This is a genomic window from Halorubrum aethiopicum, from assembly GCF_001542905.1.
GTDB lineage: Archaea > Halobacteriota > Halobacteria > Halobacteriales > Haloferacaceae > Halorubrum > Halorubrum aethiopicum.
In genome coordinates this window covers 1,877,066-1,903,871 of record NZ_LOAJ01000001.1, presented here as the reverse complement: position 1 = coordinate 1,903,871, position 26,806 = coordinate 1,877,066, and the positions used below count along the sequence as shown (strand labels likewise).

The window sequence follows — 26,806 nt, the reverse complement described above, 5'->3', positions numbered from 1 at the left end:
CGGAGCGGCGGCGCGACGCGGGTCGTCTCCCGTCGGGGGAGCCGCGGAGACGGGCGGGATCCCCAATGACTGAAGTGCTCGCGGGTGTGGATCCAGCCATGAGCGAACCGCCATCGGTTTCGGATCCCGACGCCGACCTCCGGAACGTCCTCGATCGGATGGCGGACGGGTTCTTCGCCGTCGACGCCGATTGGCGGATCACGTACGCGAACGATCGGGCCACCGAGATACTCCGCGGGGCGATGGCCGACGACGACGCCGCGGTCGAGGGAGCACACCTGTGGGAGGCGATCCCCGAGGCCACCGACACCGAGTTCTACGACCGGTACCACCAGGCGATGCGCACGCAGGAGCCGGCGTCGTTCGACGCCTACTACCGGCCGCTCGACACCTGGTTCGACGTGCGAGCGTTCCCCTCGGAGTCCGGACTCTCGATACACCTCCGCGACATCACCGAACGGCGGGAGCTCGAGCGCCAGCGGCAACGGAACCTCCACGCGATCCAGCGGCTGTACGCGGTCTCCTCCGACGGGGACCGGTCCTTCGAGGCGAAACTCGAGGAGATATTCGAGCTGGGCTGTGAGTATCTCGACCTGCCGAACGGCTTCCTCACCCGTATCGAGAACGGGACACAACACATCGAGGCGTCACGGGCGACGCATTCGGCGCTCGAACAGGGGGAGGCCTGCCCGCTCGAGGAGGCGTACTGTAAACGGACGGTCGAACTCGACCGGCTGTTGACGGTGGTCGACGCGGCGAACGAGGGATGGGAGGGGGAACCGGCCTACGAGCGGTTCGGGCTCGGAACGTACATCGGCGGCCGCGTCGAGATCGACGCGGAGCTGTACGGGACCCTCTGTTTCGCCGACACGGACGCGCGGGGGGAGTCGTTCTCCGACCTCCAGAAGACGTTCGTCGAGCTGTTGACCCGCTGGGTGAGCTACGAGCTGGAGCGCGAGCGAGCGCGAGCGCAGCTCCAACACGAGCGCGACCGGTTCGAGGAGTTCGCGAGCGTCGTGAGCCACGACCTCCGGAACCCGCTGAACACCGCGGTCGGCCACCTCGAACTGCTCGCGGAGGAGAGCGACAGCGAGCGTATCGATCCGGTCCAGCGGTCGCTCGCGCGGATGGAGACCCTCATCGAGGACCTGTTGACGCTGGCGCGCGACGGCGTCCGCGTCGAGGAGCTCGAGACCGTCGACCTCGCGGAGACGGCTCGCGACGGGTGGTCGACCGCCGAGACGGCGGCCGCCGAGCTGACCGTCGAACTCGATCGGACCCGGATCCGGGCGGACGAGTCCCGGCTCCGACAGCTCCTCGAGAACCTCTTCCGCAACGCGGTCGATCACGGCGGGAGCGACGTGGCGGTGCGGGTCGGACGGCTCGACGCCGCGAGCGGGTTCTTCGTCGAGGACGACGGCCCGGGCATCCCCGAGGACGAACGCGATCAGGTGTTCGAGACCGGCTACACGACGAGCGACGAGGGGACCGGGTTCGGGCTGAGCATCGTCGAGGAGATAGCCGCCGCACACGACTGGACGGTCACGGTCGGCGAGAGCGGGAGCGGCGGGGCGCGGTTCGAGGTCGACGGGGTCGAGTTCGTGGCCGACGGCGACGAGTTCGGCGGGGAGTGAGAGGGGAGGGCGGGACCGAGCATCGGAACGCACGCGGGTCCGGACCGAGCGTCTACTCCGCGCCCGTCACGAAGTCCGGCTCGACGCGTTTCTCCTCGTACTCCTCGACGAGGTGGTCGACGAAGACGTCGAGGTCGACGTCGCCGCGCTGGTTCTCGAAGCGGTCGCGCACGGAGACGGTACCGGCCTCGGCCTCGTCGTCGCCGACGACGACCATGTACGGGAGCCGGTCGTCGTGGCCCTGGCGGATCTTGCGGCCGACCGTCCAGTCGCGGTCCTCGACCTCGACGCGGATCCCGGCGTCGGCGAGCGCGTTCTTCACGCGGTGGGCGTAGCCGAGCGTCTCGTCGGAGACGGGGAGGATCCGCACCTGTTCGGGCGCGAGCCACAGCGGGAAGTCGCCGTCGAAGTGCTCGATGAGCACCATGAAGAAGCGCTCGTAGCTCCCGTACAGCGCGCGGTGGATCATCACCGGGCGGTGCTCCTCGTTGTCCTCGCCGGTGTAGGTCAGCCCGAAGCGCTCGGGCATGTTGAAATCGAGCTGGACCGTCGGCCCGTCCCAGACGCGGCCCAGCGCGTCCTCGAAGCCGAAGTCGATCTTCGGGCCGTAGAAGGCCCCGTCGCCGGGCTCGACGTCGTAGTCGTAGCCGCCGGACTCGAGCACGTCGCGGAGCTGTTCCTCCGCCGACTCCCAGATCTCGTCGCCGCCGACGGATTTGTCGGGTCGGGTCGCCAACGCGACCTCGACCTCGAGATCGAGCGTCTCGACGACCTCGAAGATCATCTCGATGACGGACTCGATCTCCCCCCGGATCTGGTCCGGGCGGACGAACAGGTGGCCGTCGTCGATGGTGAACGACCACACCCGGGAGAGCCCCGAGAGCTCGCCGCGCTGCTCCTTGCGGTACACCTTCCCGTTCTCGAAGTAGCGCTTCGGGAGGTCGCGGTACGACCAGTTCTGCTGGTCGAAGATCGTCGCGTGGCCCGGGCAGTTCATCGGCTTGAGCCCGTACTCCTCGTCGTTGACGTCGAGGAGGAACATGTCCTCCTTGTAGTTCTCGTAGTGGCCCGACTTCTTCCACAGCTCCGTCCGGAACACGTGCGGCGTCTCGACCTCCTCGTAGCCGTTCTCGCGGTTGAGCCCGTTCGCGAACGCGGAGAGCTCGTTCAGGACGGTCTTGCCCGGCGGGTGATACAGCGGGAGGCCCGGCCCCGTCACCGTCGGGATCGAGAAGAGGTTCATCTCCTGGCCGATCTTGCGGTGGTCGCGCTCCTTGGCCTGCTCGCGCAGCTCGAGGTGCTCCTCGAGGTCGGACTCGGAGGCGAACGCCGTCCCGTATACCCGGGTGAGCGTGTCGTTGTCCTCGTCGCCGCGCCAGTACGCCGCCGACACCTCGAGCAGCGCCGCCGCCCCGACCTCGCCGGTCGACTCGACGTGCGGGCCCCGACAGAGGTCCTGCCAGCCGTCCTGGACGTAGAAGGTCACCTCGTCGTCGTCGGCCTCCTCCTCGAGTATCTGGCGTTTGTACTCGTTGTCGGCGTAGATCTCCATCGCGTCCTCACGCGATCGGACGACGCGCTCGACGTCGTAGTCGGCCGCGATGATCTCGTCCATCTCCGCTTCGATGGCGTCGAGGTCGTCCTCGTCGAGGTCGACGTCGGTCACGTCGTAGTAGAACCCCTCGTCGGTCGGCGGGCCGATCGTGAGCGTCGCCTCGGGGTGGAGCCGCTGGAGCGCCTGCGCGAACACGTGCGCGGCCGTGTGGCGCAGGACCGTCAGGTACTCGTCCGACTGGTCCGTGACGATCTCGATCCGGTCGCCGTCGCCGACCTCGGCGTGCTTCTCGACGAGCTCGCCGTCGATCTTGCCGGCGACCGTGTCGCTCCCGAGTCCGGGACCGATCTCGTAGGCGACGTCCTCGACCGTCGATCCGGCCGGCACGGAGAGCTCTGACCCGTCCGGGAGGACGACCGTCACGTCGGCGCACGCGTCCGTCTCGCTCATACCCTCGGAAAGCCGGACGAGCGGCATAAGTGTTGTTCGATCCGCCCGAACGGGGCGAGCCGGGCCGAGCGGGACGAGCCGGGTCGAGAGCGAACCGGGCGTCGTCGACCGGGCGCCGTCGACCGGCCGCCCCGGGGATGGAAACACACAAACCGGGCGGCAACCCTTGCCTCTACATGACCACGCATCGCGAGCCCCTCGACTCCGTGTTGGAGACGATCGGCGAGACGCCGCTCGTCCGGGTTCACGACTCGCCGGACGCGGTGCCGGTGTACGCGAAGCTGGAGTCGTTCAACCCCGGCGCGAGCGTCAAGGACCGCATCGGGAAATACATGCTCGAGGCGATGCTCGAGCGCGGCGATCTGGAGCCCGGTGGGACGGTCATCGAGCCGACCGCGGGCAACACGGGAATCGGGATCGCGGTCGCCGCCGAGCAGCTCGACGTGAACGCCGTCTTCGTCGTCCCCGAACGGTTCTCCGTGGAGAAACAGCAGCTGATGCGGGCGCTCGGCGCGGACGTGATCAACACGCCGACGGACGACGGGATGGGGTTCGCGATCGAGCGCGCCCACGAGATCGCGGAGGAGCTGGACGGCGCGGTGGTCCCCCAGCAGTTCTCGAACCCGCTCAACGCCGAGGCCCACTACGAGACGACCGGCCCGGAGATCGCCGAGGCGCTCGACGGCGAGGTGGGCGCGGTCGTCGCCGGCTGCGGCACCGCCGGCACGCTGATGGGCATGGCCCGCTACTTCCGCGAGCGCGACTCCGACACCCGCGTCGTCGCCGTCGAGCCCGCCGGCTCCGCGTACCGCGAGTTCTTCGGCGAGGACGTCGACCACGAGGAGTACAAGACTGAGGGGATCGGCACCCACGACATCGAGACCAACGAGCTGTTCGACCCCGATCTCGTCGACGAGATCCACGCGATCCCCGACCGCGAGGTCCACGAGGAGATGGGCCGGCTCGCCGCCGAGGAGGGTCACCTCGTCGCCTCCTCGTCGGCCGCGAACGCGCTCGCCGCCAAGCGGGTCGCCCGCGAGATCCGCGACGGCGAGGTCGACGCCCCCCACGAGAGCGTCGTGACCGTCTTCCCCGACTCCTCGGAGCGCTACCTCTCGAAGGGCGTCTACCGCGACTTCGAGGAGTGGGAGGGGTAGCGGAGAACCTCCTTCGATTCGAGACGCTCCGGCTCAGATCGGACGCGATCCGATCCCGAACTTCCCCTGCTCCACCGTTCGATCGTTCAGACATCACTCAGAACGAAACGGCCGGTCGTTGAAGGGCGCGTGTAGAACGCTTATTTCGATGACGATCGGGATGGCCAATGCGAGATGGTCGTTGGTGTGGTGAACACATCCAAAGTTCCAGTCGCGAGGACTCGCGGGCTGTCAGAGCGACCTCCGATCTCTCCCTCCTCGCGCCCTTCCGGGCGCTCGCAGGCGCGCCACGGCAGGGCTATAACGTCTCTTTCACGCCGAGTACCCGCTCTTCGGCGTCGCGACCGGGGTCCCACTCGTTCCCGTCGCGATCCGAGTCGCGGTGGTCGGCGACGCTCCGCGCCATCGCCTCCTCGACGGGCGTCGACTCCCAGCCGAGGTCGGCGAGCGCGCAGGTGTCGAGCAGGTGCGGGTACTCCCGGTAGAGCGTGAAGTCGGTCGGCTCGAGCCCGCCGGCCGCGAGGGCGTCCGCGTCCGCGGGCACGACCGTACACGTCGTGTCGGCGACGGCGGCGATCGTCTCGAGCGTCTCCTCGAGCGTGAGCGCCCGGCGGTCGCCGACGTTGTAGGCGGCCCCCGGCTCGCCGCGCTCCGCGACGATCCGGAGCGCGCTCGCCACGTCCTCGACGTACGCCCGGTGCCAGAGGTTGTCCCCGTCGCCGGGGACGACCACGCGGTCGTAGGTGAGGACGCGATCGATCCAGTAGTCGAGCCGCTCGGTGTAGTCGTGCGGGCCGTACACGATACACGGCCTGACGGACGTCGCGTTGACGCCCTCGGCGGCCGCGGCGAAGACCTCCCGGTCGCCCGCGGCCTTCCGGTTGCCGTAGGTGGCGTCGCTATCGTCGGTCGCCTGTTCCGGCGTACACGCCTCGAGCGGCGTCTCGCCCTCGCGTTTCGGCACGTGCTCGGCCGCGTAGGCCGCGCCGGAGGAGACGTACACGTAGCCGTCGACGTCGGCGAAGATCTCGGTCGCGGCCGCGACGTCGGCGGGGCGGTACGCCACGCAGTCGATCACGATATCGGGATCCGCGGACAGCCTCGCGGCTTCCAGGTCGCGGTCGTTCGTGCGATCCCCCTCGATGTGGTCGACCCGGTCGTCGTCCGCGAACGGGTCCTCGCGGTTCCCGCGGGTCAGCGTCGTGACCCGGTAGCCGTTCTCGGTGAGGTCCGCGACCGCGTGCCGGCCGATGAACCGCGTGCCGCCGACCACGAGCGCCGTGTCGGTCATACCCGTCCTCCGGCGGGCGGCGGCAAAAGCGTGGTCGAAGCGGAAGCCGGGGGTGGTGGGAAGCGGAATCCGGGGGTCGCGGGGGTCGTTCCCCGGCCCGCGCCGCGTCGAGGCTAGTTCTCCGCCTCGCCGTCGGAGTCTCGCGGGCCGTCGCCGCGCCATCGCCTGTACAGGAGGTACGCAACCACGAACCCGGCCCCCCAGTAGGCGACCGCGAGGAGGGCGATCCGGAGCCCCGTGAGGAGCTCCGCCGTCGGGATCCCGAACATACGCCGACTCGGCGTCTCGGAGGGATAAACGCTCCGAGGGAGGGACAACTACACGGCTCCGGAGTCCGTACCGCCGGGACATGAGCGAGATCCGTCGACGGCGACCGTGGCTCGCCGTGCTGTTAGCGCTGTTGATATCCGGGCTCGGCCACGCGTACCTCCGACGGTGGGCCCGCGCGTTCGGCTGGTACGCCGTGATCACGGCGACGCTCGTGTTCCTCGTGCCGGACGCGGCCGTCGACCAGCTGCTGGCCCGCGAGACGCCGCCGGTCGCCGACGTCGCACCCGGCCTGCTCGCGGTGCTCGCCAGCGTCGTCGACGCCTACGTCCTCGCGGTCCGGAACAACCGGCGCTACGACCGACAACGGGGAGCCGGCGGCGCGACCACGGGCGCGACGGGTACCGGGGAGACGGGAACCGGCACGGTCGAGCGGACCGGGGGTGACGGCAACGCGGCCGACGGGTCCGCCGGGGCCGCGGGTCGCGAAAACGAGGGGAGGGCGAGGCGAACCGGTTCCGACGCCGGGGCGAAGCCGCCGGGGGCGGTCCCGTCGACGATCGAGTGTCCCCACTGCGGCCGCGACACCGACGCGGACCTCGATTTCTGTCACTGGTGTACCGAGCCGCTCGACGCCGCGGGCGGACCTGCCGAGTGACTCGATCCGTCGTCGCGAGCGACCCGGATCCGCGCGATGAGCGACCCGGATCCACGGTCCGTCACGCTCTCGCCGGACATCCGTCCCCCCACTCGACGTCGTCGCGTCCTCGCCTCACGCGAGCCGCGCCTCGACGAACGCCACCACGTCGGCGAGCTCCTCCCGGCCGATCCCGTGACCGGTGGCGTACGTCTCGTAGGTCACGTCCGCGCCGAGCTCCGCGAGCCGATCGGCGGCCGCCTCGCTCCGCGAGTCCGGGATCACCCGGTCGCCCGTGCCGGCACCGACGAAGACGGGTTTCCCCTCGATCCCGTCGGGGGCCAGATCCGCGTGTGAGTCGGGGAGGTAGCCGTGGAGCCCGACGACCCAGTCGTAGGTGTCGGGGTTCTCGAGGAGGAGCGAGAGGCTCGTGATCGCGCCCTGGCTGAACCCGAGCAGCCCGATCCGGTCGGCGTCGAGGTCGTAGACCTCGGTCGCGGCCGCGACGCTCTCGTCGATCAGATCGAGGCTCCGCCGGAAGTCCGCGGCGTGCGGCTGGCTCTCGTGGAGCCCGCCGCCGGAGAGGTCGAGCTCGTACCACGTGTAGCCGCCCTGTAGCGGGTCGGGCGCGCGGAGGCTGATCACGTGGAGGTCGTCGGGAAGCGACTCCGCGACGGGCAGGAGGTCCTCCTCGTCGGCACCGCGGCCGTGGAGCACGAAGACCGCCGGAGCGGAACCGGCGTCGTGGTCGGGAGCGACGTGAACGTGTTCGAGCGGGATCTCCGTCATGTGGAGGGGTTCGCCGGCTCGGCGGTTGTATCCGTCGACCGCGGCAGCGGGCCGCGGAAAACGGTCACTCCTGGTAGGCGACCCGCACCTGCTCCCACTTGCCGACGCTCTCGAGGTGCGCTTGAAGCTCCTCGGCGTACTCCTCGAGGAGCCGTTCCGCCGCCTCCAGCTCCTCGTCGCTCGTGCCGCCGCCGCCGCCGCTTCCGCCGAGGCCGAGCGCGCCCTTGATCGAGTCGAGGATCCCGCCGCCTCCGCCGCCGCTTCCGGATCCGCCGGCCCCGCCTCCCGCGTCGCCGGGACCGCCCCTGCCGCCCATCGCGGCGACCTGCGACCGGACGTTCTCCAGTTCGGGCATGATCGCGGGCAGGTTCGAGGTGTCGGCGACGATCCGCGCCGCCTCGGGGTCCTCGGAGTCCTCGATCTCGAACTCCGCCGCGGTCATGATCAGTCCCCACTCCTGACTGGAGAACCGCGAGGCCATCACGCGGTCGTTGAACTCGTTGTCGACGGTCATCCGCTCGCCGACGATCGCGTCGGTCCATTCGCTCATGTCCGCTCTTTCGGCGCTGTCGGTGAAAAACCCGTTCCCATCGCCGGGGAGCGGTCGAGACGTTTTACCCGATCGCCGCCCTTCCCGACGCATGGTCGAACGCAGTCGTCGTGCGCTCGTCGGGTCCTGTAGTGCCGCCTCGATCGCCCTCCTCGCCGGCTGTGCCGGGCTGACCGGCGGATCGGGCGGGGGCGGAAGCGACGCGGAGCCGGTCGACCGGACCGGTCAGGGGACGGTCGAGGTCGCCGTCGGGGCCGGAAACGGGCTCTCCTTCGATCCGTCGAACGTCCGGATCGACCCCGGCACGACCGTGGTCTGGGAGTGGACCGGCGAGGGCGGCGGGCACAACGTCGTCCACGTCGACGGCGTGTTCGAGTCCGAGTTGACCAACGAGGCCGGCCACACCTTCGAGCACACGTTCGAGGAGCCGGGAATCCACGAGTACGTCTGTACGCCACACCAGACGCAGGGGATGCGCGGGGTCGTCAGGGTCGTGGAGTGAAGCTGACGGGGCGGTGAACCGGCGGTGATCGACGTACGCGACCGCAACGCACCTCACACCTCCCCAGCCTCGTCGCTGGCGCGGTTCCGCGCCAGCGACTCCCTCGCGGACTCCTCGCGCCCAAGGGGCGCTCGGAGGCGCGCCACCGCACTGATCGGATAGGGACTGATCGCTACTGACTGGTTCACTAATGGCACCACACGGTCTGTGAACGGTTCGACGACGCTCTCCTACCAGTCGTACTCCTCGCGGGGGTCGACCGAGTCGCGCTCGCGGTCGAAGACGTGCTCGCCGTCGACGAAGACGTGTCGCGTGCGGGTCCCGTTCTCGTGGAAGACGCCGTCCCAGACCGCCACGTCGGCGTCGGTGCCGACCTCCAGGGTGCCGACGCGGTCGTCGATCCCGAGGATCTCGGCGGGGTAGCGCGTGACCGCCTCCAGCGCCTCCTCCTCGGGGAACCCCTCGCGGACCGCGAGCCCGACGCAGACGTCGAGGTGCTGTTGGGGCAACACGGGCGCGTCGGTCTGGATCGCGACCTTCACGCCGGCCTCGTGGAGGATACCCGGCGTCTCGAAGGTGATGTTGCGCAGTTCGTACTTCGCGCCGGAGTACAGCGACGGGCCGACGACCGCGGGCACGTCCCGCTTCGCGAACTCCTCCGCGATCAGGTGCCCCTCGGTCGCGTGCTCGATGGAGAGATTCTCGATCCCGAACTCCTCCGCGATCCGGAACACCGTCATGATGTCGTCTGCGCGGTGGGCGTGGACCCGGAGCGGAAGCCCCTCGGTGAGCACGCGCGAGAGGTTCTCCATGCCGAGGTCGCGCTCGAACGGCTCGCCCTCGTTGCGGGCGTGCTCGCGCCGGTCGACGTAGTCCTCCGCCTCCATCAGCGCCGAGCGGAGGGTGGCCGCCACGCCGGGACGCGTCGACGGCTGACGGCCCTGCTCCTCGCCGTGGAAGCGCTTGGGGTTCTCGCCCATCGCGGCCTTCATCCCGTCCTCGCGGATCAGCATGTCGTCGGCGGTCAGCCCGTGCGTCTTCATCGAGCAGATGATCCCGCCGATCACGTTGCCGGAGCCCATCCGCGCCGAGACGGAGGTCACGCCGTTCTGGAACGCGTGTTTCAGCTCCTCGTCGCGGGGGTGAAAGCCGTCGAGCGCGGTGACGTGCGGGGTGACCGCGTCGGTCCCCTCGTTGTAGTCGCGGTCCTCGGGCTCGCCCCACTCGGCCACCCCGGCGTGGCTGTGGGCGTCGACGAGCCCCGGCGTGACGTGGAGCCCCTCGACGTCGAGGACGGTCGCCTCCTCGGGCGGTTCGACGTCACCGACGGCGACGATCTCCCCGTGGTCGATGACGACGGTTCCCTCGATCGTTCCCCGCTCCGTTGCCGTGTGGACGGTGCCGCCGACGAGCGCGTACATGGGTCGGGGTTCGACGCCCCGGTACATAAGCGGTTCAGGACGCCGCTCTCGGGTTCGTGACCCGCATTTGGTTTCCCGTGTGCGATGGATGCTCTCGCATGCGCTCTCCCCTCTCGCATCGCTTTTCACCTCGGACGGCGGAATCGGGGTAATGAGTTACCGGATCGGCCTCGTCGGTAAGCCCTCGGTGGGCAAATCGACGTTCTTCAACGCGGCGACGATGAACGACGTGCCCGAGGGAGCCTATCCCTTCACGACGATCGATCCGAGCGTGGGCGAGGCCTACGTCCGCGTCGAGTGTGCGGCCCCGGAGTTCGACGAGACGTGTACCCCGAGCGTCGGGGTCTGTCGCGACGGCACGCGGTTCGTCCCGATCGAACTCGTCGACGTGGCCGGGCTGGTCCCCGGCGCACACGAGGGGCGCGGGCTCGGCAACCAGTTCCTCACCGACCTCAACGAGACGGACGCGCTGGTCCACGTCGTCGACTTCTCGGGAACGACGGACATCGAGGGCGAGCGGACCGAGGGCCACGACCCCCGCGAGGACATCGACTTCCTCGAGGAGGAGCTCGACGCCTGGTACCTCGACGTGCTCTCGAAGGGCCTCGAGAAGTACGCGACGCGCTATCAGGGCTCCGAGGCCGCCATCGAGGAGGAGCTTGCGGAACAGATGTCCGCGTTCGGGATCACGAAGGACGAGATGAAGCAGGTCATCCTCGCAGAGGAGCTCGAGCTCGACCCCGAGACGTGGGACGCGGAGGACCGCGAGTCCCTCGCTCGCGAGATCAGAAAGCGCACCAAGCCGATGGTCGTCGCGGCCAACAAGACCGACACGCCCGAAGCCAGGGAGAACTGGGCGGAGATAACCGACGACCCCGACTACGACCACCTCTCGTTCGTCCCCGTGAGCGCCCACGCCGAGAAGGCGCTCAAGAACGCGGACGAGGCGGGCGTCGTCGACTACACCGCCGGCGACGACGACTTCGAGGTCGTCGGCGACGTCTCCGACGAGCAGGCCGCGGGCCTCGAGGCGATCCGCGACCACGTGAGCGAGTACGGCGGCACCGGGGTCCAGGCGGCGCTGGAGGCCGCCGTCTTCGACGTGCTCGGCTGTATCGCGGTGTTTCCGGGCTCCGCGAACGGGTCGAGCGACGAGAAGGGCGTCTTCCGCGACTGCTTCCTCCTGCCCGAGGGCGCGACGACGGAGGACTTCGCGTACCACATCCACTCCGACATCGGCGAGGGGCTGCTCCACGGCACCGACTGCCGGAGCGGCCGACAGGTCGGGGCCGACCACGAGCTCTCCCACCGCGACGTGATCGAGTTGATCTCGACGAAGCAGGCCGCGCCCTAGGTCCTCGAACCGCCACGAACCGGCTCAGTGACCGTCGTCCCCGCCGGTCGTCGCTACGTCCGTCGTCTCATTCGCCGTCTTCTCGTCCGCCGTCGTCTCGTCCGCCGTCGTCCCGTCGGCGAGGTGGGCGAGCCCGAGCCGGTCGAGGAGGGTGGCGGTCGGCAGCCCGTCCTCGTCCCACTCGCGGACCGCGTAGTAGCGGTCGAGGAGGTCCTCGAACGCGCCGGGGTCGAGCGCGTCGGTGTCGAGCGTGTCGGGGGTCGCCGCGTCGGCCGGGTCGTCTCCGTCGCCTCCGCCGCTTTCACCTCCGCCCTCGTCGCTCCCCGCGTCGCCTCTCGCCCCCGCGATCGCCGGCGGCAGGGCGTCGTCCTCGCGGTCGAACCCCTCGCGGACGTTGTACAGTCGCGTGAGCGTCCACACCCGCTCGCCGAGGCCGTCCAGGTCCGCGGGCTCGTGGTCGTACCCGCGGGCGGCGAGCCACTCGGCGGCGACCGCGGGGTCGAACACGTCCTCGAGGAAGTCGTCGCCGATGAGACACCACAGCGCGGCCCGGCGGTCCTGCTCGGCCGCGACCGCGGCGGCGACCTCGTCCGGGTCGCGCGAGCGCGGTGCCATCGCGTCCACCTCCACCGGTCGGGCCCGTCGGTGACACGCGCCGCGGTCGCTCGTGGCGTACGCCAGCGCCATCGACGCCGCCCCGCGGGGGTCGTACGAGGAGAGCTCCATCCCCTTCACCGTCGGGATCAGGTCCTCGCCCCCGAGCCGCGACGCGGCGGCCGCGACGCCGTCGGCGAGCGCGTCCCCGAGCGGCGTCTCCCGGCCCGCAATCTCCTCGATCGTCGACCGGGCGGCCGCCTCGTCGCCGAAGGCGACCTCGCGGTCGATCAGCCCCTCGTCGCCGGCGCGGACCGCCCAGGCGACCGCGTTGCCCGCGGAGATGACGTCCATCCCGAGGCGGTCACAGACCCCGCCCAGCGCCGCGACCGCGTCGAAGTCGTCGATGCCGAGGCCCGCCCCGAGGACGATCGGCGTCGCGCCGCGCGGGACGCTGTCGCCGTCGGGTTCGTCGTCCGACGCGCTCCTCGCGTCGTTCGCGGGCTCGCCGTCCGCCGGTTCGTCGTCCCTCATCGCGTCGTTCGCCGGCTCGTCGTCGACCTCGGGGATCCGGAACCCGCCGGGGACCGGGTCGTTCTCGCGCTCGCGACCCGTCGCGCGCTCGGCGGCGCGCTCGACGCCGATCCCCTCCGCGCCGTCGAACCGGGACTCCTGCCAGCCGCGGGTCGGGAGCACGCCCGCCTCGTTCGCGAAGTCGACCGTCTCCAGGGTGTCACCCGCAGCCAGCCAGCGTCCCGCGTCGCTGTCGGCGAACGCCGCCTCCTCGCGCGCCTTGAGGGCCGCGAGCCGCCCGGACGGCTCCGGCGGCGGGTCACGGGCGACGACCGCCTTCAGCCGCTTCGAGCCCATCACCGCGCCCGCGCCGCCCCGGCCGGCGTGGTGGTCACCGCCGTCGGAGGCGATCGTCGCGTACCGCACCGCGTTCTCGCCCGCCGGACCGATACAGGCGACGGCCGCGTCGGGAAACCGGTCGTCCGTCTCCACGGCGTCGAGCCCCCACAGGTCGCCCGCGGGCTCGACGGTCGCCTCCCCGTCCGAAAGCGAGAGGACGACCGGCTCGTCGGCCGCGCCGGTGACGATGGCGCCGAGGTGCGGGCCGAGCGAGCCGGCGAGTCGAGCCGGGAAGGTCCCGCCGCCGTAGGAGTCGAGGAACGCGCCCGTGAGCGGCGACTTCGTGATCGCCGCGTACCGCTGCTCGCCGGGGGTGTAGCCGGTCAGCGGCCCGGTCATGAACGCGAGGGGGTTCGCGGGCGACTCCGGGTCGATCCCGCCGCCGGCCGCGTAGAGGTAGCGAGCGCCGAGCCCCTTCCCGCCGACGTACGTCGCGAGCCACTCCTCGGGGACCGGCTCGCTGTCGACCCGGCGGGTCGAGAGGTCGACGCGGAGGATCCGCTCCGATGGGGCCATCGTCCCCGTTAGCCGCCGAAACGGGATTAAACCCCACGGTGCCGGCGAGAGACGGGAATCCCCGTGGGGCCCGACCTGCCGGGATCGACGCGCTTTCGACGCGGGGACGTGAGGGAGGGGACGGAGCTCAGCATGAACGTCGTCGACGCGCTCGACGCGGCGGAGGGAACCACCTGTCTCGTCGGGGCCGGCGGGAAGAAGACGACGCTGTACGCGCTCGCCGCACGTCTCGACCGGGCGGTGCTCACCGCGACGGTCCGGATACCGATCTTCGACCGACAGGTCGCGGCGGTGCGGACGGCGGAAGACCCCGTGGCCGAACTCGACGCGCTTCGCGAGGCGTACCGCGAACGCGTCGAGGAGGCGCCGTTCCCGCTCGGACTCGTCCCGGAGCGGGAGCGCGACGACCGGTATCGCGGGTACGATCCGGGGACGGTCGACCGGCTCTCGGCGGCCCACGACGGACCCGTGCTGGTGAAAGCCGACGGTGCGCGGACGCGGCTGTTCAAGGCTCCGAACGACCGCGAGCCGCAGGTTCCCGCGGGGGCCGACACCGTCGTCCCGGTGGCGAGCGCCCACGCGGTGGGTGAGCCGCTCTCGGAGACGGTCGTCCACCGCCCCGAGCGCGTCGCCGACCTCGTCGACGGGGTCGAGATCGGCGACGAGATCACTCCGGAGCTGGTCGGCCGCGTCGTGGCCCACGAGGAGGGCGGACTGAAGGGCGTTCCCGCGGACGCGACCGCGATCCCGCTCGTCAACATGGTCGACGACGAGGCGGACGAGGCGGTCGCCCGCGGGATCGCGGCGGCGATCCGCGAGCGCGCCGACGTGCCCCGCGTCGTCCTCGCGCGAATGCGGGAGCCGGCGGTCGTCGCGGTCGTGGAGTAGCGAGTTCGCGGCCGTAGGGAGATCGGCTCGCGACCCCGCCGTCCCCGCGTTCGCGACCCCGGCGTCGTCAGTTTCCCGGCGGCCCGTGGACGTCGGTTCCCTCGGTCGTGCCGGCGTCGCCGGACGCGTCCGCGGTCCCGTTCGAGTCACCGTCGTCCGAGCCGCCGTCGGGATCGTCCGCCGACACCACGCCGACCGCGTCGGTCATCCAGCAGCCGCCGTAGCCGCCGCCGTAGCCGGTGAGCGACGCGTCTGACGCGTCGACCTTCCGCATCCGGAACTCGTAGTGCCCGGTCGCGGAACCGTTCTCGTAGGTGACGACCCGGACCGTGGCGCGGTCGCCGTCGATCCCGAGCGGGGCGTACAACGCGGCGTCGTGGTTCAGCATCGGCGCGTAGTTCGGTCCCTCGAAGAGGTCGACGAACTGCGGGAAGGTGCTCACGGCCCGGCGGTTCTGCGGCGACGCGAACCGCCTCGTCGTCCGGATCCCGTCGTTGGTCGCCGGGTCGTTGTACCGCAGCGCGTTCATCTGTATCTGGACGACGTGGAGCGGCGCGCGCTCGCAGGTCGGCTCGAGCGCCGTCGCCCGCGCGGCCGCCGTCCCGTTGCGGTCGGTTTCGTTCCCGTCACCCCCCGCGAGTTCGATCGACCCGCCGGGGTCGATAACCCCGGTGTACGCCCCTGAGTCGCCCATATCGGCCGAACCGCCCGGGCCGTTCTCGGACGACGCGCTCGCGGACGAGTCCCCCGAGGCGTCCGGTTCCTCACTCCCGTCGACGGGTCCCTCGCCGCTCGCCGTCGAGTCGTCGCCCGGATCGAGCCGATCCCCGACCCCGTCGGTGAGCGACGGGCCGGCCAGCGACGCGGCACCCCCGACCGCCGCGAGCAGGACCACGACGACGACCGCGACCGCGACCCGGTTGCGGGACGCGTCGCGGTCGTCCCCGCGAGACGCCGTGAGGCGACCGTCGGACCCCTCGGCCGCGAACCCGTCTCCGGCGGACGCATTCGTACCGTCGTTCGACCCGCCCGCCGCGTCGTCCGGGATCGTCCGACCCGCCGGGACCCCCGGTCGAGAGCCGGAGCGCGACGGCGACGATCCGGAACCGAGCGCGGGACTTCCGGTCTCCCCGGTCGGCGGCGTTTCTGTCGACTCCGTCGCGGTCGGCGGCCGCGTCGCGGTCGCCGCTCCTCCCGTTTCGGCCGCCGGCGACTCCCTCTCCGTAGACGGCTTCTCCGTTTCGGCCGCCGGCTCCTCCCTCCCCGTAGACGGCTCCGTCTCCGCCTCCGTCGGCAGGTCGCGGGGGTACGACTCCGAGCGGGCGGCGGTCCCGAGGAACCGCTCGCTCACCGAGTCGGCATCCGCCGCGGGAAGGGCGTAGAGGAGGCGGCGGCGGAGGTCCCCGGCGGTGACGGTCTCGACATCGAGCACTTCGGGGTCCGGGTCGTCGACGGCGTCCGGATCCTCCTCGCCGAGCACGACCGCGACCGCGTCGCCGTCGGCGTTGGCGTTGGCGTCGGCGGCGTTGGCGTCGACGGCGTCGAACCCGCCGCGTTCCGTCTCCGACGCCGCTCGGACGACGACGAGATCGGTCCGGGCGTCGCCGTCGCGAACCGTGACCCTCGGCGAGTCGACCGCGACCTCGTCGGCGGTCGCCGCCCACAGATCTGCGACGAACGCCACCAGGTCGTCCGAGTCGAGGGCGTCGAGCGCGGTCTCGAACTCGTCGGGCGGGATCGGCGCGGGCCCGGTCACTGGTGGACCTCCATGCGATACCGATCGTATGTCCCGTGTTCACTTCCCACTTCCGGCGGGGAGCGGGACGTTAGAGCCGGTCGATGGAGTGCGTCGAGACGTCGATGTCGGTCTCGCCCTCGGTCGCGAAGTCGGCGAGGACCTCGCCGGTGGCGCTCGCGAACTTGAAGCCGTGGCCGGTGAAGCCGGTGCCGACGGTGACGGAGTCGTAGCCCGGCACCCGCCCGAGCACGAAGTCCTCGTCGCCCGAGTACGACTGGAGACACGTGCGCAACGCGACGGTGGGACCGGCTCCCTTCGGGAAGAACCGCTCCGCGAACCGGCGGTGGAGCTCCTCCTCGGCGGCGGTCGGCTCGCGGTCCATCCGGTCCGGATCGACGACCTCCCGCTGGTCGCCGGAGTAGCCGAACTTGAACCCCGGCACGTCGTGGACCGGGAAGCCGTACCCGCCGCCCTCCTCGTCGCGGAGCACGAAGACGGGGAACCGGTCGGGCGAGAACAGCTCGGGCTCCTCCGGCTGGAGCCAGGCCATGAGCGCACGGACCGGGACCGCGTCGTCGGCGACGGAGGGGAGGAGCTCGGCGGTCCACGGCCCCGCGGTCACGACGAGCTCGTCCGCCTCGTAGCGGCCCTTATCCGTGCGGACGCGGACGCCGTCGCCCGTCTCCGTCCAGTCGATGGCGCGCTCGCGGGCGCGGACCGTCGCGCCCTCGGCGTGGGCCGCCTCGACGTGGGCGGTCACGCAGCGCTCGCAGTCGAGGTAGCCGCCCTCGGGCTGGAAGATCGCCTCGTATTCCGCCGGGAGGTCGTAGCCGGGGAACCGCTCGTTCACCTCGCTCGCCGAGAGCTCCTCGTAGTCGATGCCGTGGGCGTCACACGCCTCGCGGGCGTTCGCGACCACGTCGGTTCCCGGCGCGCCCGCGTGGACCGACCCGGTGACCGTGAGCAGGTCGCGGCCGGTCCGCTCCTCCAGCTCGCGCCAGCGCTCGTAGGCGCGCTCGACGAGGGGGACGTACTCCGGCCCCTCCTGTTGGGCCTTCCGGATGATCCGGGTGCTGCCGTGCGAGGAGCCCATCGCGTGGGGCACGTCGTACCGCTCGATCCCGAGCACGTCGAGCCCGCGCTTCGCCAGCTGGTAGGCCGTCGCGCTGCCGACGCCGCCGACGCCGACGACGATCGCGTCGTACCGGTCGTTTCCGTTCCGCGTGTCGCTCATGGGTCCGCCAGGCGGGCGGGGAGCAAAGTCCCCCGAGATCCGGCGGTTCCATCCGGAACCGGCGGGCGATCCCCCGAGCGGGAGGCGCGACCCGACCGGACCAGAGTATAAGACCGCTCCCGACCCACGAACGGTATGGAACGGATCGTCGAGGTGGTGCCGGCGGCGGGGTTACACGCGAGACCGGCCTCGAAGCTCGTGAAGACGGCGAACCGGTTCGACGCCGACGTGTCCGTCGGCCGCGCCGCCGACGGCGACGACGGACTGGTCCGCGCCGACAGCATGCTCGCCGTCACCGGACTGAACGTCGAACACGGCGAGTCCGTCCGGATCGTCGCCGAGGGGTCGGAGGCGTCGGCGGCGCTCGACGCGATCGAGGCGCTGTTGACGAGCCCGGTCGAGGACGGGGAAGCGGAGAACGGGGACCCGAACGAGGTGGACGGGGAGTGACCGGGTCGCGGACGCTGACCGGGGTCGGGAGCACTCCCCGAACCGGGGTCGGGACCGCGCGGTGGTACCGGCCGGAGTCGGGGGTGACCCTCCCGGAGCGCCCGGACCCCTCGACGGTCGATCCCGATGCCGAGCGCGAGCGGTTCGCGTCCGCGCGCGAGACGGCCCGCGAGGGGATCCGCCGGGCGCGCGACCGGGCGGCCGAGCGCGTCGGCGAGGAGGAGGCGGCCGTCTTCGACGCCCACGAGGCGTTCCTCGACGATCCGGGCCTCGTCGACGACGTCGAGGGCGACATCGACGACGGGACGCGGGCCGAACACGCCGTCGACGACCGCTTCGCCGACGCGATCGAGCGGTTCGAGGGGATGGACGGGCGGATGGCGGAGCGCGCGGACGACCTCAGAGACGTGCGGGACCGCCTGCTGCGCGCGCTGCTCGACGCCCCGGCGACGGTCGACCTCTCCGCGCTCCCGGCGGGCACCGTCCTGCTGGCCGAGCGGCTCACGCCGAGCGACACGGCGGATCTGGACCCCGCGGCGGTCGCGGGGATCGCCACCGTCGCGGGCGGGCGGACCTCCCACGCCGCCATCATCGCGCGCTCGCTGTCGATCCCGGCGGTCGTCGGCGTCGGCGACGCGCTCGCGGCGGTCCCCGAGGGCACCGAGATCCTCGTCGACGGCGAGGCCGGCGAGGTCGCCGTCGAACCCGACGGGGAGCGCCGAAGTGCGGCGCTCGCCGGCGACGAGGCGTCCGTCGTTCCCGACCCCGTCTCGACCGCGGACGGCCGGCGGATCGAGGTCGCCGCCAACGTCGGGAGCGCGGCGGAGCTGTCGCCCGCGAGCGACCGCGGCGCGGACGGGATCGGGCTGTTCCGGACGGAGTTCCTCTTCCTCGACCGCGAGTCGCGGCCGGACGAGACGGAGCAGTACGAGGCGGTCGTCGCCGCGCTCGAGGCCTTTCCCGATGACCGAGTCGTCGTCAGAACGCTCGACGTCGGCGGGGACAAGCGGGTCCCGTACCTCGACCTCCCCGACGAGCCGAACCCGTTCCTGGGACGACGGGGGATCCGGCTGTCGCTGGAGGAACACGCGGACCTCTTCGAGACGCAGCTCCGCGCGCTGTTGCGGGCGGCCGCCCGCGGGGGAGGAGGTGACGGCGACCGCGACGCCGGCGACCTCGCGGTCATGTTCCCGATGGTCTCGCGGGTCGAGGAGGTCGAGGCCACGCTCGACCGGGTCGAGTCGGTGGCCGCCGACCTCGCGAGCGAGGGCGTCGAGCACGCGGTCCCGGCGCTCGGCGCGATGGTCGAGACGCCGGCCGCGTCGTACGTGGCGGACGCGCTCGCCGCCCGGCTCGACTTCCTCAGCGTCGGGACGAACGATCTGACCCAGTACGTGATGGCCGCCGACCGCGAGAACGACGCGGTCGCCGACCACCACGACCCGCTCCACCCCGCGGTGTTGCGGGCGATAGACCGGACGACGACGGGTGCCGAGGGCACGGACGCCTGGGTCGGCATGTGCGGCGAGATGGCCGGGGATCCGGCCCTGACGGAGCTGCTGGTCGGGCTCGGGCTCGACGAACTCAGCATGAGCGCGGTGACCGTCCCGGCGGTCAAGACACGGGTCCGGGAGATCGACGCGGCGGCCGCCCGCGACCTGGCCGCGGAGGCGCTGGCGTGTGAGACGCGCGCGGAGGTGCGGGACGTCCTCGGGCTCGACGGCTGACGCGGCGTCCTACACCTTCGAGATCTCGGCCGCCGCCTCGGCCTGCTCGCGGACCGACTCGAGCGTGGCGTTCGGGTCGGTGGCGGCGACGGCGGCGTTGACCGCCCCTTCGAGCACGGGCGCGTCCGCGATGACCGCGTCGACGTCGGCGAGGTCGATCGCGACCTCGGCGTTCATCACCGCGCTCCCGAGGTCGACGAGGACGACGACGCCGTCGCCATCCTCGTCGCCGGCGGCGGCCGCGAGCGCGCCCTCGATCTCGTCGGGAACGGTCCCGATCCCGCCCCGGCCGTCGCCGCCGACCGCCTCGATCCGCGTCTCGCCCGCCATCTCGGCGGCGATCTCGACTATCCCCTCCGCGGCCCGCTCGCTGTGGGAGACCACGACGAGTCCGACCGTCACGCCGCCCCCTCCGCGTCGGCGTCGGTTCCGTCGTCCCCGTCCGCCTCCGCGTCGTCGGCCTCGGCGTCGTCCGGGATCGTCGGCGAGGTCGCGTCGACCTCGGGGATCTCGCGGTCGAGCCGGTCGGCCGCGACCCGAAGGAGCTCCTCGAGGATGAACAGCGCGCTCGTCGCGCCGGGGTCCTGGTGGCCGACCGACCGCCAGCCGAGGTACGACGCGCGCCCCTTCCGCGCCCGGATGGGGACCGTGAAGGCGACGCCGCGCTCGGCCGCGTCGACCGCCTTCGCGAGCGCTTCCAGTGGCGGGAGGTCGTCGACCTCGATCGACTTCTTGAACGTGTGGACCGCGGGCGTCAACGCGTCGACCATCGTCGCGTCCCCGATCCGGGCGTCGCCGCGGTCTTGGACCTTCTCGAGGTACGTCTCCGCGAACGCGACGGCGGTCTCGGGGGTGACCCCGTCGGCGAGCTCCGCGCCCGCGAACACGAGCGAGCCGCCGAAGAGCGGCCCCGACGCGCCGCCGACCTCGGACATGAGCGTCTTGCCGACCGTCTTCGCGACCGTCTCCGGGTCGGGGTCCTCGAGGTCGCTCGCGGCCTCGGCGGCCTCCGCCCACCCGCGGGCCATGTTGCCGCCGTGGTCGGCGTCGCCGATGGCGGAGTCGAGGTCGGTCAGGCGGTCCCGTTCCGCCTCGATCCGCTCGGCGACGGCCTCGACGGCCACGACGACCGCCTCCCCCTCCCCGCTCGCAGCGTTCTCCTCGCTCATCGGACGGTGAGCGCGGGGGTGTCGGCCGCCGCGTCGAACAGCTCCTTCAGCTCGTCGTCGACGGCGCAGACGGTGATCGAGACACCGGCCATGTCGAGCGAGGTCATGTAGTCGCCGACCCACGCGTCGTGGACCGACAGGTCGCGCTCGCCGAGCAGCACCTGGAGCCGGCGGTTGACGACGAACAGCTCCATCTCCGGGGTCCCGCCCATCCCGTTGACGATCGTGACGACCTCCGCGCCCGCGTCGAGGTCGAGGTCCGCGAGGACCGACTCCGTCAGCTCCGCCGTCACCTCGTCGGCCGGCATGGCGTCGGTCCGCTCGGTCCCCGGCTCGCCGTGGATCCCGATCCCGAGTTCGATCTCGTCGTCGCCCAGGTCGAAGGTGGGCTCGCCCTTCTCGGGGGTGACACACGAGGTGAGCGCCATTCCCATCGTGGCGACGTTGTCGACGACCTTCTCCGCGACCCGCGTGACCTCCGAGAGGTCCGCCCCCGCCGCGGCCTTCGCGCCCGCGGCCTTGTGGACGAGGATCGTCCCGCAGACGCCGCGCCGCCCGGAGGTGTAAAGCGAGTCCTCGACGGCGACGTCGTCGTCGACGACGACGCTGTCGACGGTCGCGCCCTCCATCTCGGCGAGCTCGATGGCCGTCTCGAAGTTCATCACGTCGCCCTCGTAGTTCTTGATGACACAGAGGACGCCCGCGTCGCCGTCGCAGGCCGCGATCAGCTCCTCGAACTCGTCGGCGGTCGGCGAGGAGAAGACGCCGCCCGCGGCCGCCCCGTCGAGCATGCCGTCGCCGATGTACCCCGCGTGGGTGGGCTCGTGACCGCTCCCGCCGCCGGTGACGATCGCGACCTTCCCGTCCACCGGCGCGTCGTCGCGCACGAGCACCTGCGTGTCCGGGAGCCTGCGGAGCCTGTCGGGGTGTGCCGCGGTCATCCCGTCGAGCATCTCGTCGACGACGTCGTCGGGATCGTTGATGAGTTTCTTCATGATCGATTAGAATGTTACTCCGTGATCAATTAAAGATAGTGGCGAGATCGGGACTCGCTCGGCGTATGCGGGCGTTTTATCCCCGTCTACGCCGATCGTCACACGGGTGACAGTATGAGCGAACCCTCCACGGACCCGTCGGACGAGTCCCCGATCGAGGTCGCGTACCTCCCTGGCACCGCCGACGGAGCCGAGGGGACGCGGCCGTCGCCCGGCGAACTCTCGGTCGGAGGCGTCGAGTCCTTCGGGTCGATCGCGGCCCTCGAGGAGCGCGGGATCGCGACGGTCGACTGCGTGGTGGCGTCCCTCCGGCTCGCCGACGGGACCGCCGTGGACCTCCTCGACGCGCTCGCGGGGCGCGCCGATCCGCCCCCGGTCGTGCTCCTCGTTCCGGTCGAGGACGGGTCGATCCCCGTCGAGGCGGTCGAATCGGCCTTCGACGCGGTCGTGCCGATACGACCCGGTGCGGACTCCGGCGCGGTCGCAGACCGGATCGACCGGGCGGTCCGGCGGACGCTCCCGCCGCGGTCCCCGCGGATCGATCCGACCTTCGCCCGGCGGCTCGCCGGCGACGCCGACGGCGAGTCAGACGCCGACCCTGCCGTCGATACGGAGTCCGCCGCCGCGTCCGGTTCCGTCGCCGGCCTCGGCCTCGACGACTGGAAGACGCGGGTCCTCGACCAGCTGTTCACCGAGATCCCCCTCCACATGTTCGTGAAGGACCGGACGGCGCGCAACGTGATGGTGAGCGAGGCGACCGTCGGCCGCCGGATCCACCGGTTCAGCGACGAGTACCTCGGGAGACGCGACGTCGACGGCGTCGTCCCGATCGAGGAGGGGAGGGAGCCGTACCTCGACGACCTCTCGGTGCTTCGAACGGGCGATCCGATCCTCGAGAAGGAGGAGCACTACCCCACGAGCGACCGCTGGTTCCTCACCTCGAAGGTGCCCCTCCGCGACGACGACGGACGGGTGGTCGGGGTCGTCGGGGTCGCACAGGAAATAACCGCTCAGAAGCACCGCGAGCGCCAGCTCGAGACGGTCAACCACCTCGTCCGACACACGATGCGGAACGACCTCAACGCCATCTCGGGATGGATCGAGATGCTGCGGGAGGACGACGGCGACTCCGGGGCGGACGCCCCGGCCGACGGCGAGTCGACCGGCCGGATCCTCGACCGCGTCCAGCGGATCGCCGACGAACTGTGCGGCAAGATCGACAAACAGCAGGCGGTCGTCGACGTGCTCGCCGCGCCGAGCGAGGCTGAGCCGCGCGACCTCTCGCGGCTCGTCCGCCGGGAGACGGCCGCCCTCGAGGAGACGTACGGGGCGGCGACGATCCGCGCCGACGTCGCCGACGGCGTGTCCGCGGTCGCGACCGACGACGTGGGTCGAGTCCTCGCCGAACTGGTCGAGAACGCCGTCGTCCACGCGGAACGGACCGATCCGCGCGTCGAGGTGGTCCTGGAGAACGGCGGCGACGAGGCGGTCCTGCGCGTGCTGGACCGCTGTCCGCCGATCCCGATCGACGAGCGGGAGGTACTCACGGGGACGAGACCCATCGACCAGCTGAACCACAGCTCCGGGCTCGGGCTGTGGATGGCGCGGTGGATCGTCGAGAACGCCGACGGGACCATCGACTTCCGGGTCCGCGACGGCGGCGGCAACGAGGTCGTCGTGACGCTGCCGCGCGCGACGTGACCTCCATCGACGCCCGGCGGACGCCCACCGACACGCCGTCGACTCCCGTCGACACCCTCGCCGTGCCCCGCCGACCGCGTCGTCGGAACCACGGGGAGATATATATCCCCCAAGCGCGTGTGTCGTGGTAACATGGCCTTGTACGACCGGCTCCTGGTTCCGACCGACGGCTCCCCGAAGGGGAACCGCGCCGTCGAGCACGCGCTCGCACTGGCGGCGATCCACGACGCGGAGGTCCACGCGCTGTACGTGGTCGACACGGCGAGCTACGCCGGGACCGGCATGGAGGCCACCTGGACGGGGATCGACGACCTCCTCCGCGAGGACGCCGACGAGGCGGTCGCCAAGGTCGAGGCGCTGGCGGAGGGGACCGACGTCGCCGTCGAGACGAGCGTCGTCGAGGGATCGCCGGGCCGCGAGATCGTCCGCTACGCGACCGACGCCGGCTGCGACCTGATCGTGATGGGCACCCACGGCCGCGGCGGGATCGACCGGCTGCTGCTCGGCAGCGTCGCCGAGCGCGTCGTGCGGCGCTCGGCGGTGCCGGTGTTGACGGTCCGACTGGGCGAGGAGGCGGAGGGGTCGACGGTCGAGGAGGCCGAAACGCCCGACGACGCCGGAGCCACCGACGACACCGGAGCCACCGACGACACCGGAGCCACCGACGACGCCGGGACGACGGAGACCTGACTACCGGGCGTCCGCGTCCCGCAGGTGCTCGCAGTCGCCGGCGTGGATCCGTCTCCGGCCGTCGTCGGTCTCGACGACGAGCGCGCCGGGGGAGTCGACGTCGACCGCCCTCCCGACGACCGTCCCGCCGGGCGTCTCGACGCGGACTCGCCGTCCGAGCGTACTCGCTCGCTCGCGCCACGCCGGAAGGATCGCCTCGGGATCGGCGGCCAGTTCGGCGTACCGCTCGAGCAGCCGGGCGAGGAACCGGCGGCGGTCGACGTCCTCGCCGCGCTCGGCTCGCAGCGAGGTCGCGCCCGCCGGCAGCGCCTCCGGGTCGAGGTTCGCGTTGACGCCGACCCCGACGACGAGCCAGGAGACGCGGTCCGCCTCGCCCTCCATCTCGGTGAGGATCCCGGCGAGCTTTCGACCGCCGCGGCCGTCCCGATGGTCGTCGCTCTCGCCGCCCGCTCCCGCCACGAGCACGTCGTTCGGCCACTTGATCGCCGCGTCCACGCCGGCCTCCCGGCAAGCGTCGGCCGTCGCCACCGCGGCCGCGAGCGTGAAGAGCGGCGCGCGGGCCGGGGCCACGGCGGGGCGGGTCAGGACCGAGACCCACACGCCGCCGCTCGGCGCGACCCACTCGCGCTCCAGCCGCCCGCGTCCGCCGGTCTGTGCGTCCGCGACGACGGCGACGTCGGCCTCGTCGTCGGCCGCCAGCGACCGCGCCCGGTCGTTCGTCGAGGGGAGAGTCTCGTGGTACTCGACGGCGTACGGGGCGTCGAGCCCGAACTCGATGCCCGCCGCACAGTACGTGGGGTCGGCCGGCGCGACGTAGCCGTCGTCGCCCGACTCGACCGCGAACCCCTCCTCGCGGAGCGCCTCGACCGCCTTCCAGACGGCCGCGCGGGAGACGCCGAGGTCGTCGGCGAGCGCCGGTCCCGACACCGGTCCCGACTCCAGCGCGGCGAGCAGCGCGCGACGCGTGTCCATGTCGCCGAAGTGCGGTCGGCTCCGGAAAGCCGTTCCGAGTCGCGCCCGAGCCGCCGAGTTGCGGCCGAGTCGCCGCGGAGTCACGTCCGAGCCGACCGGACGAACCGCTTTTCTCCGGGCGGTCGCTATCGGGTCGCATGTACGGACTCGTCCTCGGCGGGACCGCCTCTGGCGTCGGGAAGACGGTGGCGGCGCTCGCCGTCTCCCGCGCGCTCTCCGACGCCGGCCACGACCCGATCCCGGCGAAGGCGGGCCCGGACTACATCGACCCGAGCCACCACGCCGCCGCGCTCGGCCGCCCCTCCCGGACGCTCGACACCTGGATGCAGGGGGTCGACGGGGTCCGGCGGAACCTCCTACGGGCGGAGGGTGGCGGTCGAAACCGGTCCGGCTCCAGTCCCGATAGCGTCGCCGTCGTCGAGGGGATGATGGGGCTGTACGACGGCTCCGCGACATCGACGGCGGCGACTGCGGCGGCGCTCGACGTGCCGGTCGTCCTCGTCGTCGACGCGGGCGCGGGGATGCAGAGCGTCGGCGCGACCGCCCTCGGGTTCCGCGAGTACGCGGCCCACGCCGACCTCCCGGCCCACGTGCGGGACGCCGTCGACGACCCCCGCGTCGACGTGGTCGGCGTGGTCGCCCAGAAGGCGCACACGGGGCGTCACGCCGACGGCATCCGCGAGGCGCTTCCCGACGGGATCGCCTGGCTGGGACACGTCCCGCCGGCGGACGATCTGGCGGTCCCCGACCGGCACCTCGGACTGGAGATGGGCGACGAGACGCCGATCCCCGAGACGGCGATCGCGGAGGCGGCGGAGACGATCGACGGCGAGGCGGTGGCGCGTGCGGCCCGGCCGGTCGCGCCGCCCTCGGCGGCCGAGGGAAGCGGTCGCGGTGGCGGAGTCGCCGGGACCGACACGCCCGGCGGACGCGGCGGGGTCGGCGACGACGGGGACCGCCCGACCGTCGCGGTCGCCGCGGACGATGCGTTCCGGTTCGTCTACCCCGCCACCCGCGAGCGGCTCCGCGAGCTGGCGACCGTCGAGCCGTTCGCCCCGGCGGCGGGCGACGACCTCCCGGAGTGCGACGCCGTCTACCTCCCCGGCGGCTACCCCGAGAACCACGCCGCCGCGCTCTCGTCGTCGCCGGCGCTGTCGACCCTGGCCGACCGGGCCGCGGACGGGCTCCCGATCCTCGGCGAGTGCGGCGGGCTGATGGCGCTGTCGGCGTCGCTGACGACGGTCGACGGCGAGACGCACCGGATGGCGGGGATCCTGCCGGGCGGCGTCCGGATGCACGACCGGTACCGCGCGCTCGACCACGTCGAACTCCGCGCGACGGGCGACGGCGTCACCGCGGCCGCGGGCGAGCACCACCGCGGCCACGAGTTCCACTACTCGAGCCACGCGCTCGGCGAGGCCGGCGACGCGACCGTCTCGCCGGACGCGGACGCCCGGTTCGCCTTCGAAGTCGAGCGCGGCGAGGGGATCGACGGCGACCGTGACGGGCTCGTCGCCCACCGGACCGTCGGGACCTACGCGCACCGTCACCCCGCGAGCGGCGCGTTCGACCGGCTCGCCGCGGCGGCGGCGGAGTACGCGAGGGGGCCGTAG

24 protein-coding genes are annotated in these 26,806 nt (G+C 72.0%); 11 read left to right on the top strand and 13 right to left on the bottom strand.

All coding sequences use genetic code 11. The annotated features are described in order from the left end of the window. The first annotated feature begins 98 nt into the window (after positions 1 to 98). Entirely contained in the window at positions 99 to 1,634 is a 1,536-nt protein-coding gene (locus AXA68_RS08960) for a sensor histidine kinase (RefSeq protein ID WP_066415550.1), read from the top strand. Between the two features lie 52 nt (positions 1,635 to 1,686). On the opposite strand, the gene thrS is transcribed toward AXA68_RS08960, so the two are convergent. Beyond that, positions 1,687 to 3,666 (bottom strand): threonine--tRNA ligase, encoded by a 1,980-nt coding sequence (gene thrS, locus AXA68_RS08955; RefSeq protein ID WP_198530044.1) that lies wholly within the window; start codon positions 3,664 to 3,666, stop codon positions 1,687 to 1,689. Between the two features lie 149 nt (positions 3,667 to 3,815). Here thrS and AXA68_RS08950 point away from each other — a divergent pair, with 149 nt between their 5' ends. After that, a complete protein-coding gene (locus AXA68_RS08950) occupies positions 3,816 to 4,796 on the top strand; it encodes a PLP-dependent cysteine synthase family protein (protein ID WP_066415541.1) in 981 nt (326 codons plus the stop codon). A gap of 298 nt (positions 4,797 to 5,094) precedes the next feature. Here the strand turns inward: AXA68_RS08950 and AXA68_RS08945 are convergent, their stop codons facing one another. Both AXA68_RS08945 and AXA68_RS17090 read right to left on the bottom strand, forming a co-directional pair. Then, positions 5,095 to 6,087, bottom strand: coding sequence for an NAD-dependent epimerase/dehydratase family protein (locus AXA68_RS08945; RefSeq protein WP_066415540.1), 993 nt, complete (start codon positions 6,085 to 6,087; stop codon positions 5,095 to 5,097). 113 nt (positions 6,088 to 6,200) lie between these two features. Then, on the bottom strand, positions 6,201 to 6,356 hold the full coding sequence (locus AXA68_RS17090) for a hypothetical protein (protein ID WP_198530043.1): 156 nt from the start codon (positions 6,354 to 6,356) through the stop codon (positions 6,201 to 6,203). Positions 6,357 to 6,436: 80 nt separating this feature from the next. On the opposite strand from AXA68_RS17090, the gene AXA68_RS08940 reads away from it, so the two are divergent. Beyond that, a complete protein-coding gene (locus AXA68_RS08940) occupies positions 6,437 to 7,012 on the top strand; it encodes a zinc ribbon domain-containing protein (protein ID WP_066415538.1) in 576 nt (191 codons plus the stop codon). A gap of 114 nt (positions 7,013 to 7,126) precedes the next feature. On the opposite strand, the gene AXA68_RS08935 is transcribed toward AXA68_RS08940, so the two are convergent. Both AXA68_RS08935 and AXA68_RS08930 read right to left on the bottom strand, forming a co-directional pair. Then, positions 7,127 to 7,780: an alpha/beta hydrolase gene (locus AXA68_RS08935; protein WP_066415537.1), complete on the bottom strand. Its 654-nt coding sequence runs from the start codon at positions 7,778 to 7,780 to the stop codon at positions 7,127 to 7,129. A 64-nt stretch (positions 7,781 to 7,844) separates the two neighbouring features. Then, on the bottom strand, positions 7,845 to 8,330 hold the full coding sequence (locus AXA68_RS08930; RefSeq protein ID WP_066415535.1) for a DUF5799 family protein: 486 nt from the start codon (positions 8,328 to 8,330) through the stop codon (positions 7,845 to 7,847). Between the two features lie 91 nt (positions 8,331 to 8,421). Between AXA68_RS08930 and AXA68_RS08925 the strand changes: the two genes are divergently transcribed. Beyond that, positions 8,422 to 8,832 (top strand): halocyanin domain-containing protein, encoded by a 411-nt coding sequence (locus AXA68_RS08925; protein ID WP_066415533.1) that lies wholly within the window; start codon positions 8,422 to 8,424, stop codon positions 8,830 to 8,832. Between the two features lie 230 nt (positions 8,833 to 9,062). Here AXA68_RS08925 and AXA68_RS08920 read toward each other — a convergent pair whose 3' ends face one another. Beyond that, positions 9,063 to 10,253: an amidohydrolase family protein gene (locus tag AXA68_RS08920; protein WP_066415531.1), complete on the bottom strand. Its 1,191-nt coding sequence runs from the start codon at positions 10,251 to 10,253 to the stop codon at positions 9,063 to 9,065. 151 nt (positions 10,254 to 10,404) lie between these two features. On the opposite strand from AXA68_RS08920, the gene AXA68_RS08915 reads away from it, so the two are divergent. Then, entirely contained in the window at positions 10,405 to 11,607 is a 1,203-nt protein-coding gene (locus tag AXA68_RS08915; RefSeq protein ID WP_066415528.1) for a redox-regulated ATPase YchF, read from the top strand. 24 nt (positions 11,608 to 11,631) lie between these two features. On the opposite strand, the gene AXA68_RS08910 is transcribed toward AXA68_RS08915, so the two are convergent. Continuing rightward, the gene (locus AXA68_RS08910) at positions 11,632 to 13,629 is read right to left on the bottom strand and encodes an aldehyde ferredoxin oxidoreductase family protein (RefSeq protein ID WP_066415527.1); all 1,998 of its coding nucleotides are present in this window, start codon (positions 13,627 to 13,629) and stop codon (positions 11,632 to 11,634) included. A 132-nt stretch (positions 13,630 to 13,761) separates the two neighbouring features. On the opposite strand from AXA68_RS08910, the gene yqeC reads away from it, so the two are divergent. Continuing rightward, positions 13,762 to 14,517, top strand: coding sequence for a selenium cofactor biosynthesis protein YqeC (gene yqeC / locus AXA68_RS08905; protein WP_066418486.1), 756 nt, complete (start codon positions 13,762 to 13,764; stop codon positions 14,515 to 14,517). Between the two features lie 67 nt (positions 14,518 to 14,584). Here yqeC and AXA68_RS16770 read toward each other — a convergent pair whose 3' ends face one another. Beyond that, on the bottom strand, positions 14,585 to 16,273 hold the full coding sequence (locus AXA68_RS16770) for a hypothetical protein (RefSeq protein WP_066415526.1): 1,689 nt from the start codon (positions 16,271 to 16,273) through the stop codon (positions 14,585 to 14,587). Between the two features lie 70 nt (positions 16,274 to 16,343). Next, on the bottom strand, positions 16,344 to 17,489 hold the full coding sequence (gene solA, locus AXA68_RS08895) for an N-methyl-L-tryptophan oxidase (protein WP_066415524.1): 1,146 nt from the start codon (positions 17,487 to 17,489) through the stop codon (positions 16,344 to 16,346). A 135-nt stretch (positions 17,490 to 17,624) separates the two neighbouring features. Between solA and AXA68_RS08890 the strand changes: the two genes are divergently transcribed. Beyond that, complete coding sequence (locus tag AXA68_RS08890) at positions 17,625 to 17,939, top strand: HPr family phosphocarrier protein (RefSeq protein WP_066415522.1); 315 nt, start codon at positions 17,625 to 17,627, stop codon at positions 17,937 to 17,939. After that, the gene (ptsP, locus tag AXA68_RS08885) at positions 17,936 to 19,666 is read left to right on the top strand and encodes a phosphoenolpyruvate--protein phosphotransferase (RefSeq protein WP_080505214.1); all 1,731 of its coding nucleotides are present in this window, start codon (positions 17,936 to 17,938) and stop codon (positions 19,664 to 19,666) included. Before AXA68_RS08890 ends, ptsP begins: the two co-directional genes overlap by 4 nt. A 9-nt stretch (positions 19,667 to 19,675) precedes the next feature. Here the strand turns inward: ptsP and AXA68_RS08880 are convergent, their stop codons facing one another. From AXA68_RS08880 to dhaK, 3 genes are read right to left on the bottom strand one after another with little or no spacing between them, the layout of a single operon-like run. Further along, positions 19,676 to 20,068, bottom strand: coding sequence for a PTS-dependent dihydroxyacetone kinase phosphotransferase subunit DhaM (locus AXA68_RS08880; RefSeq protein WP_066415519.1), 393 nt, complete (start codon positions 20,066 to 20,068; stop codon positions 19,676 to 19,678). Further along, the gene (gene dhaL, locus AXA68_RS08875) at positions 20,065 to 20,835 is read right to left on the bottom strand and encodes a dihydroxyacetone kinase subunit DhaL (RefSeq protein WP_066415516.1); all 771 of its coding nucleotides are present in this window, start codon (positions 20,833 to 20,835) and stop codon (positions 20,065 to 20,067) included. The genes AXA68_RS08880 and dhaL overlap by 4 nt, the downstream gene beginning before the upstream one ends. Next, complete coding sequence (gene dhaK / locus AXA68_RS08870) at positions 20,832 to 21,830, bottom strand: dihydroxyacetone kinase subunit DhaK (RefSeq protein ID WP_066415515.1); 999 nt, start codon at positions 21,828 to 21,830, stop codon at positions 20,832 to 20,834. Before dhaK ends, dhaL begins: the two co-directional genes overlap by 4 nt. Positions 21,831 to 21,944: 114 nt before the next feature. On the opposite strand from dhaK, the gene AXA68_RS08865 reads away from it, so the two are divergent. After that, entirely contained in the window at positions 21,945 to 23,531 is a 1,587-nt protein-coding gene (locus tag AXA68_RS08865; protein ID WP_066415510.1) for a sensor histidine kinase, read from the top strand. A gap of 132 nt (positions 23,532 to 23,663) precedes the next feature. Then, entirely contained in the window at positions 23,664 to 24,221 is a 558-nt protein-coding gene (locus AXA68_RS08860; protein WP_066415508.1) for a universal stress protein, read from the top strand. Here the strand turns inward: AXA68_RS08860 and AXA68_RS08855 are convergent, their stop codons facing one another. Next, positions 24,222 to 25,193, bottom strand: a complete 972-nt coding sequence (locus AXA68_RS08855) for a biotin--[acetyl-CoA-carboxylase] ligase (RefSeq protein WP_066415507.1) — start codon at positions 25,191 to 25,193, stop codon at positions 24,222 to 24,224. Between the two features lie 137 nt (positions 25,194 to 25,330). On the opposite strand from AXA68_RS08855, the gene AXA68_RS08850 reads away from it, so the two are divergent. Continuing rightward, complete coding sequence (locus AXA68_RS08850; RefSeq protein ID WP_066415505.1) at positions 25,331 to 26,806, top strand: cobyrinate a,c-diamide synthase; 1,476 nt, start codon at positions 25,331 to 25,333, stop codon at positions 26,804 to 26,806.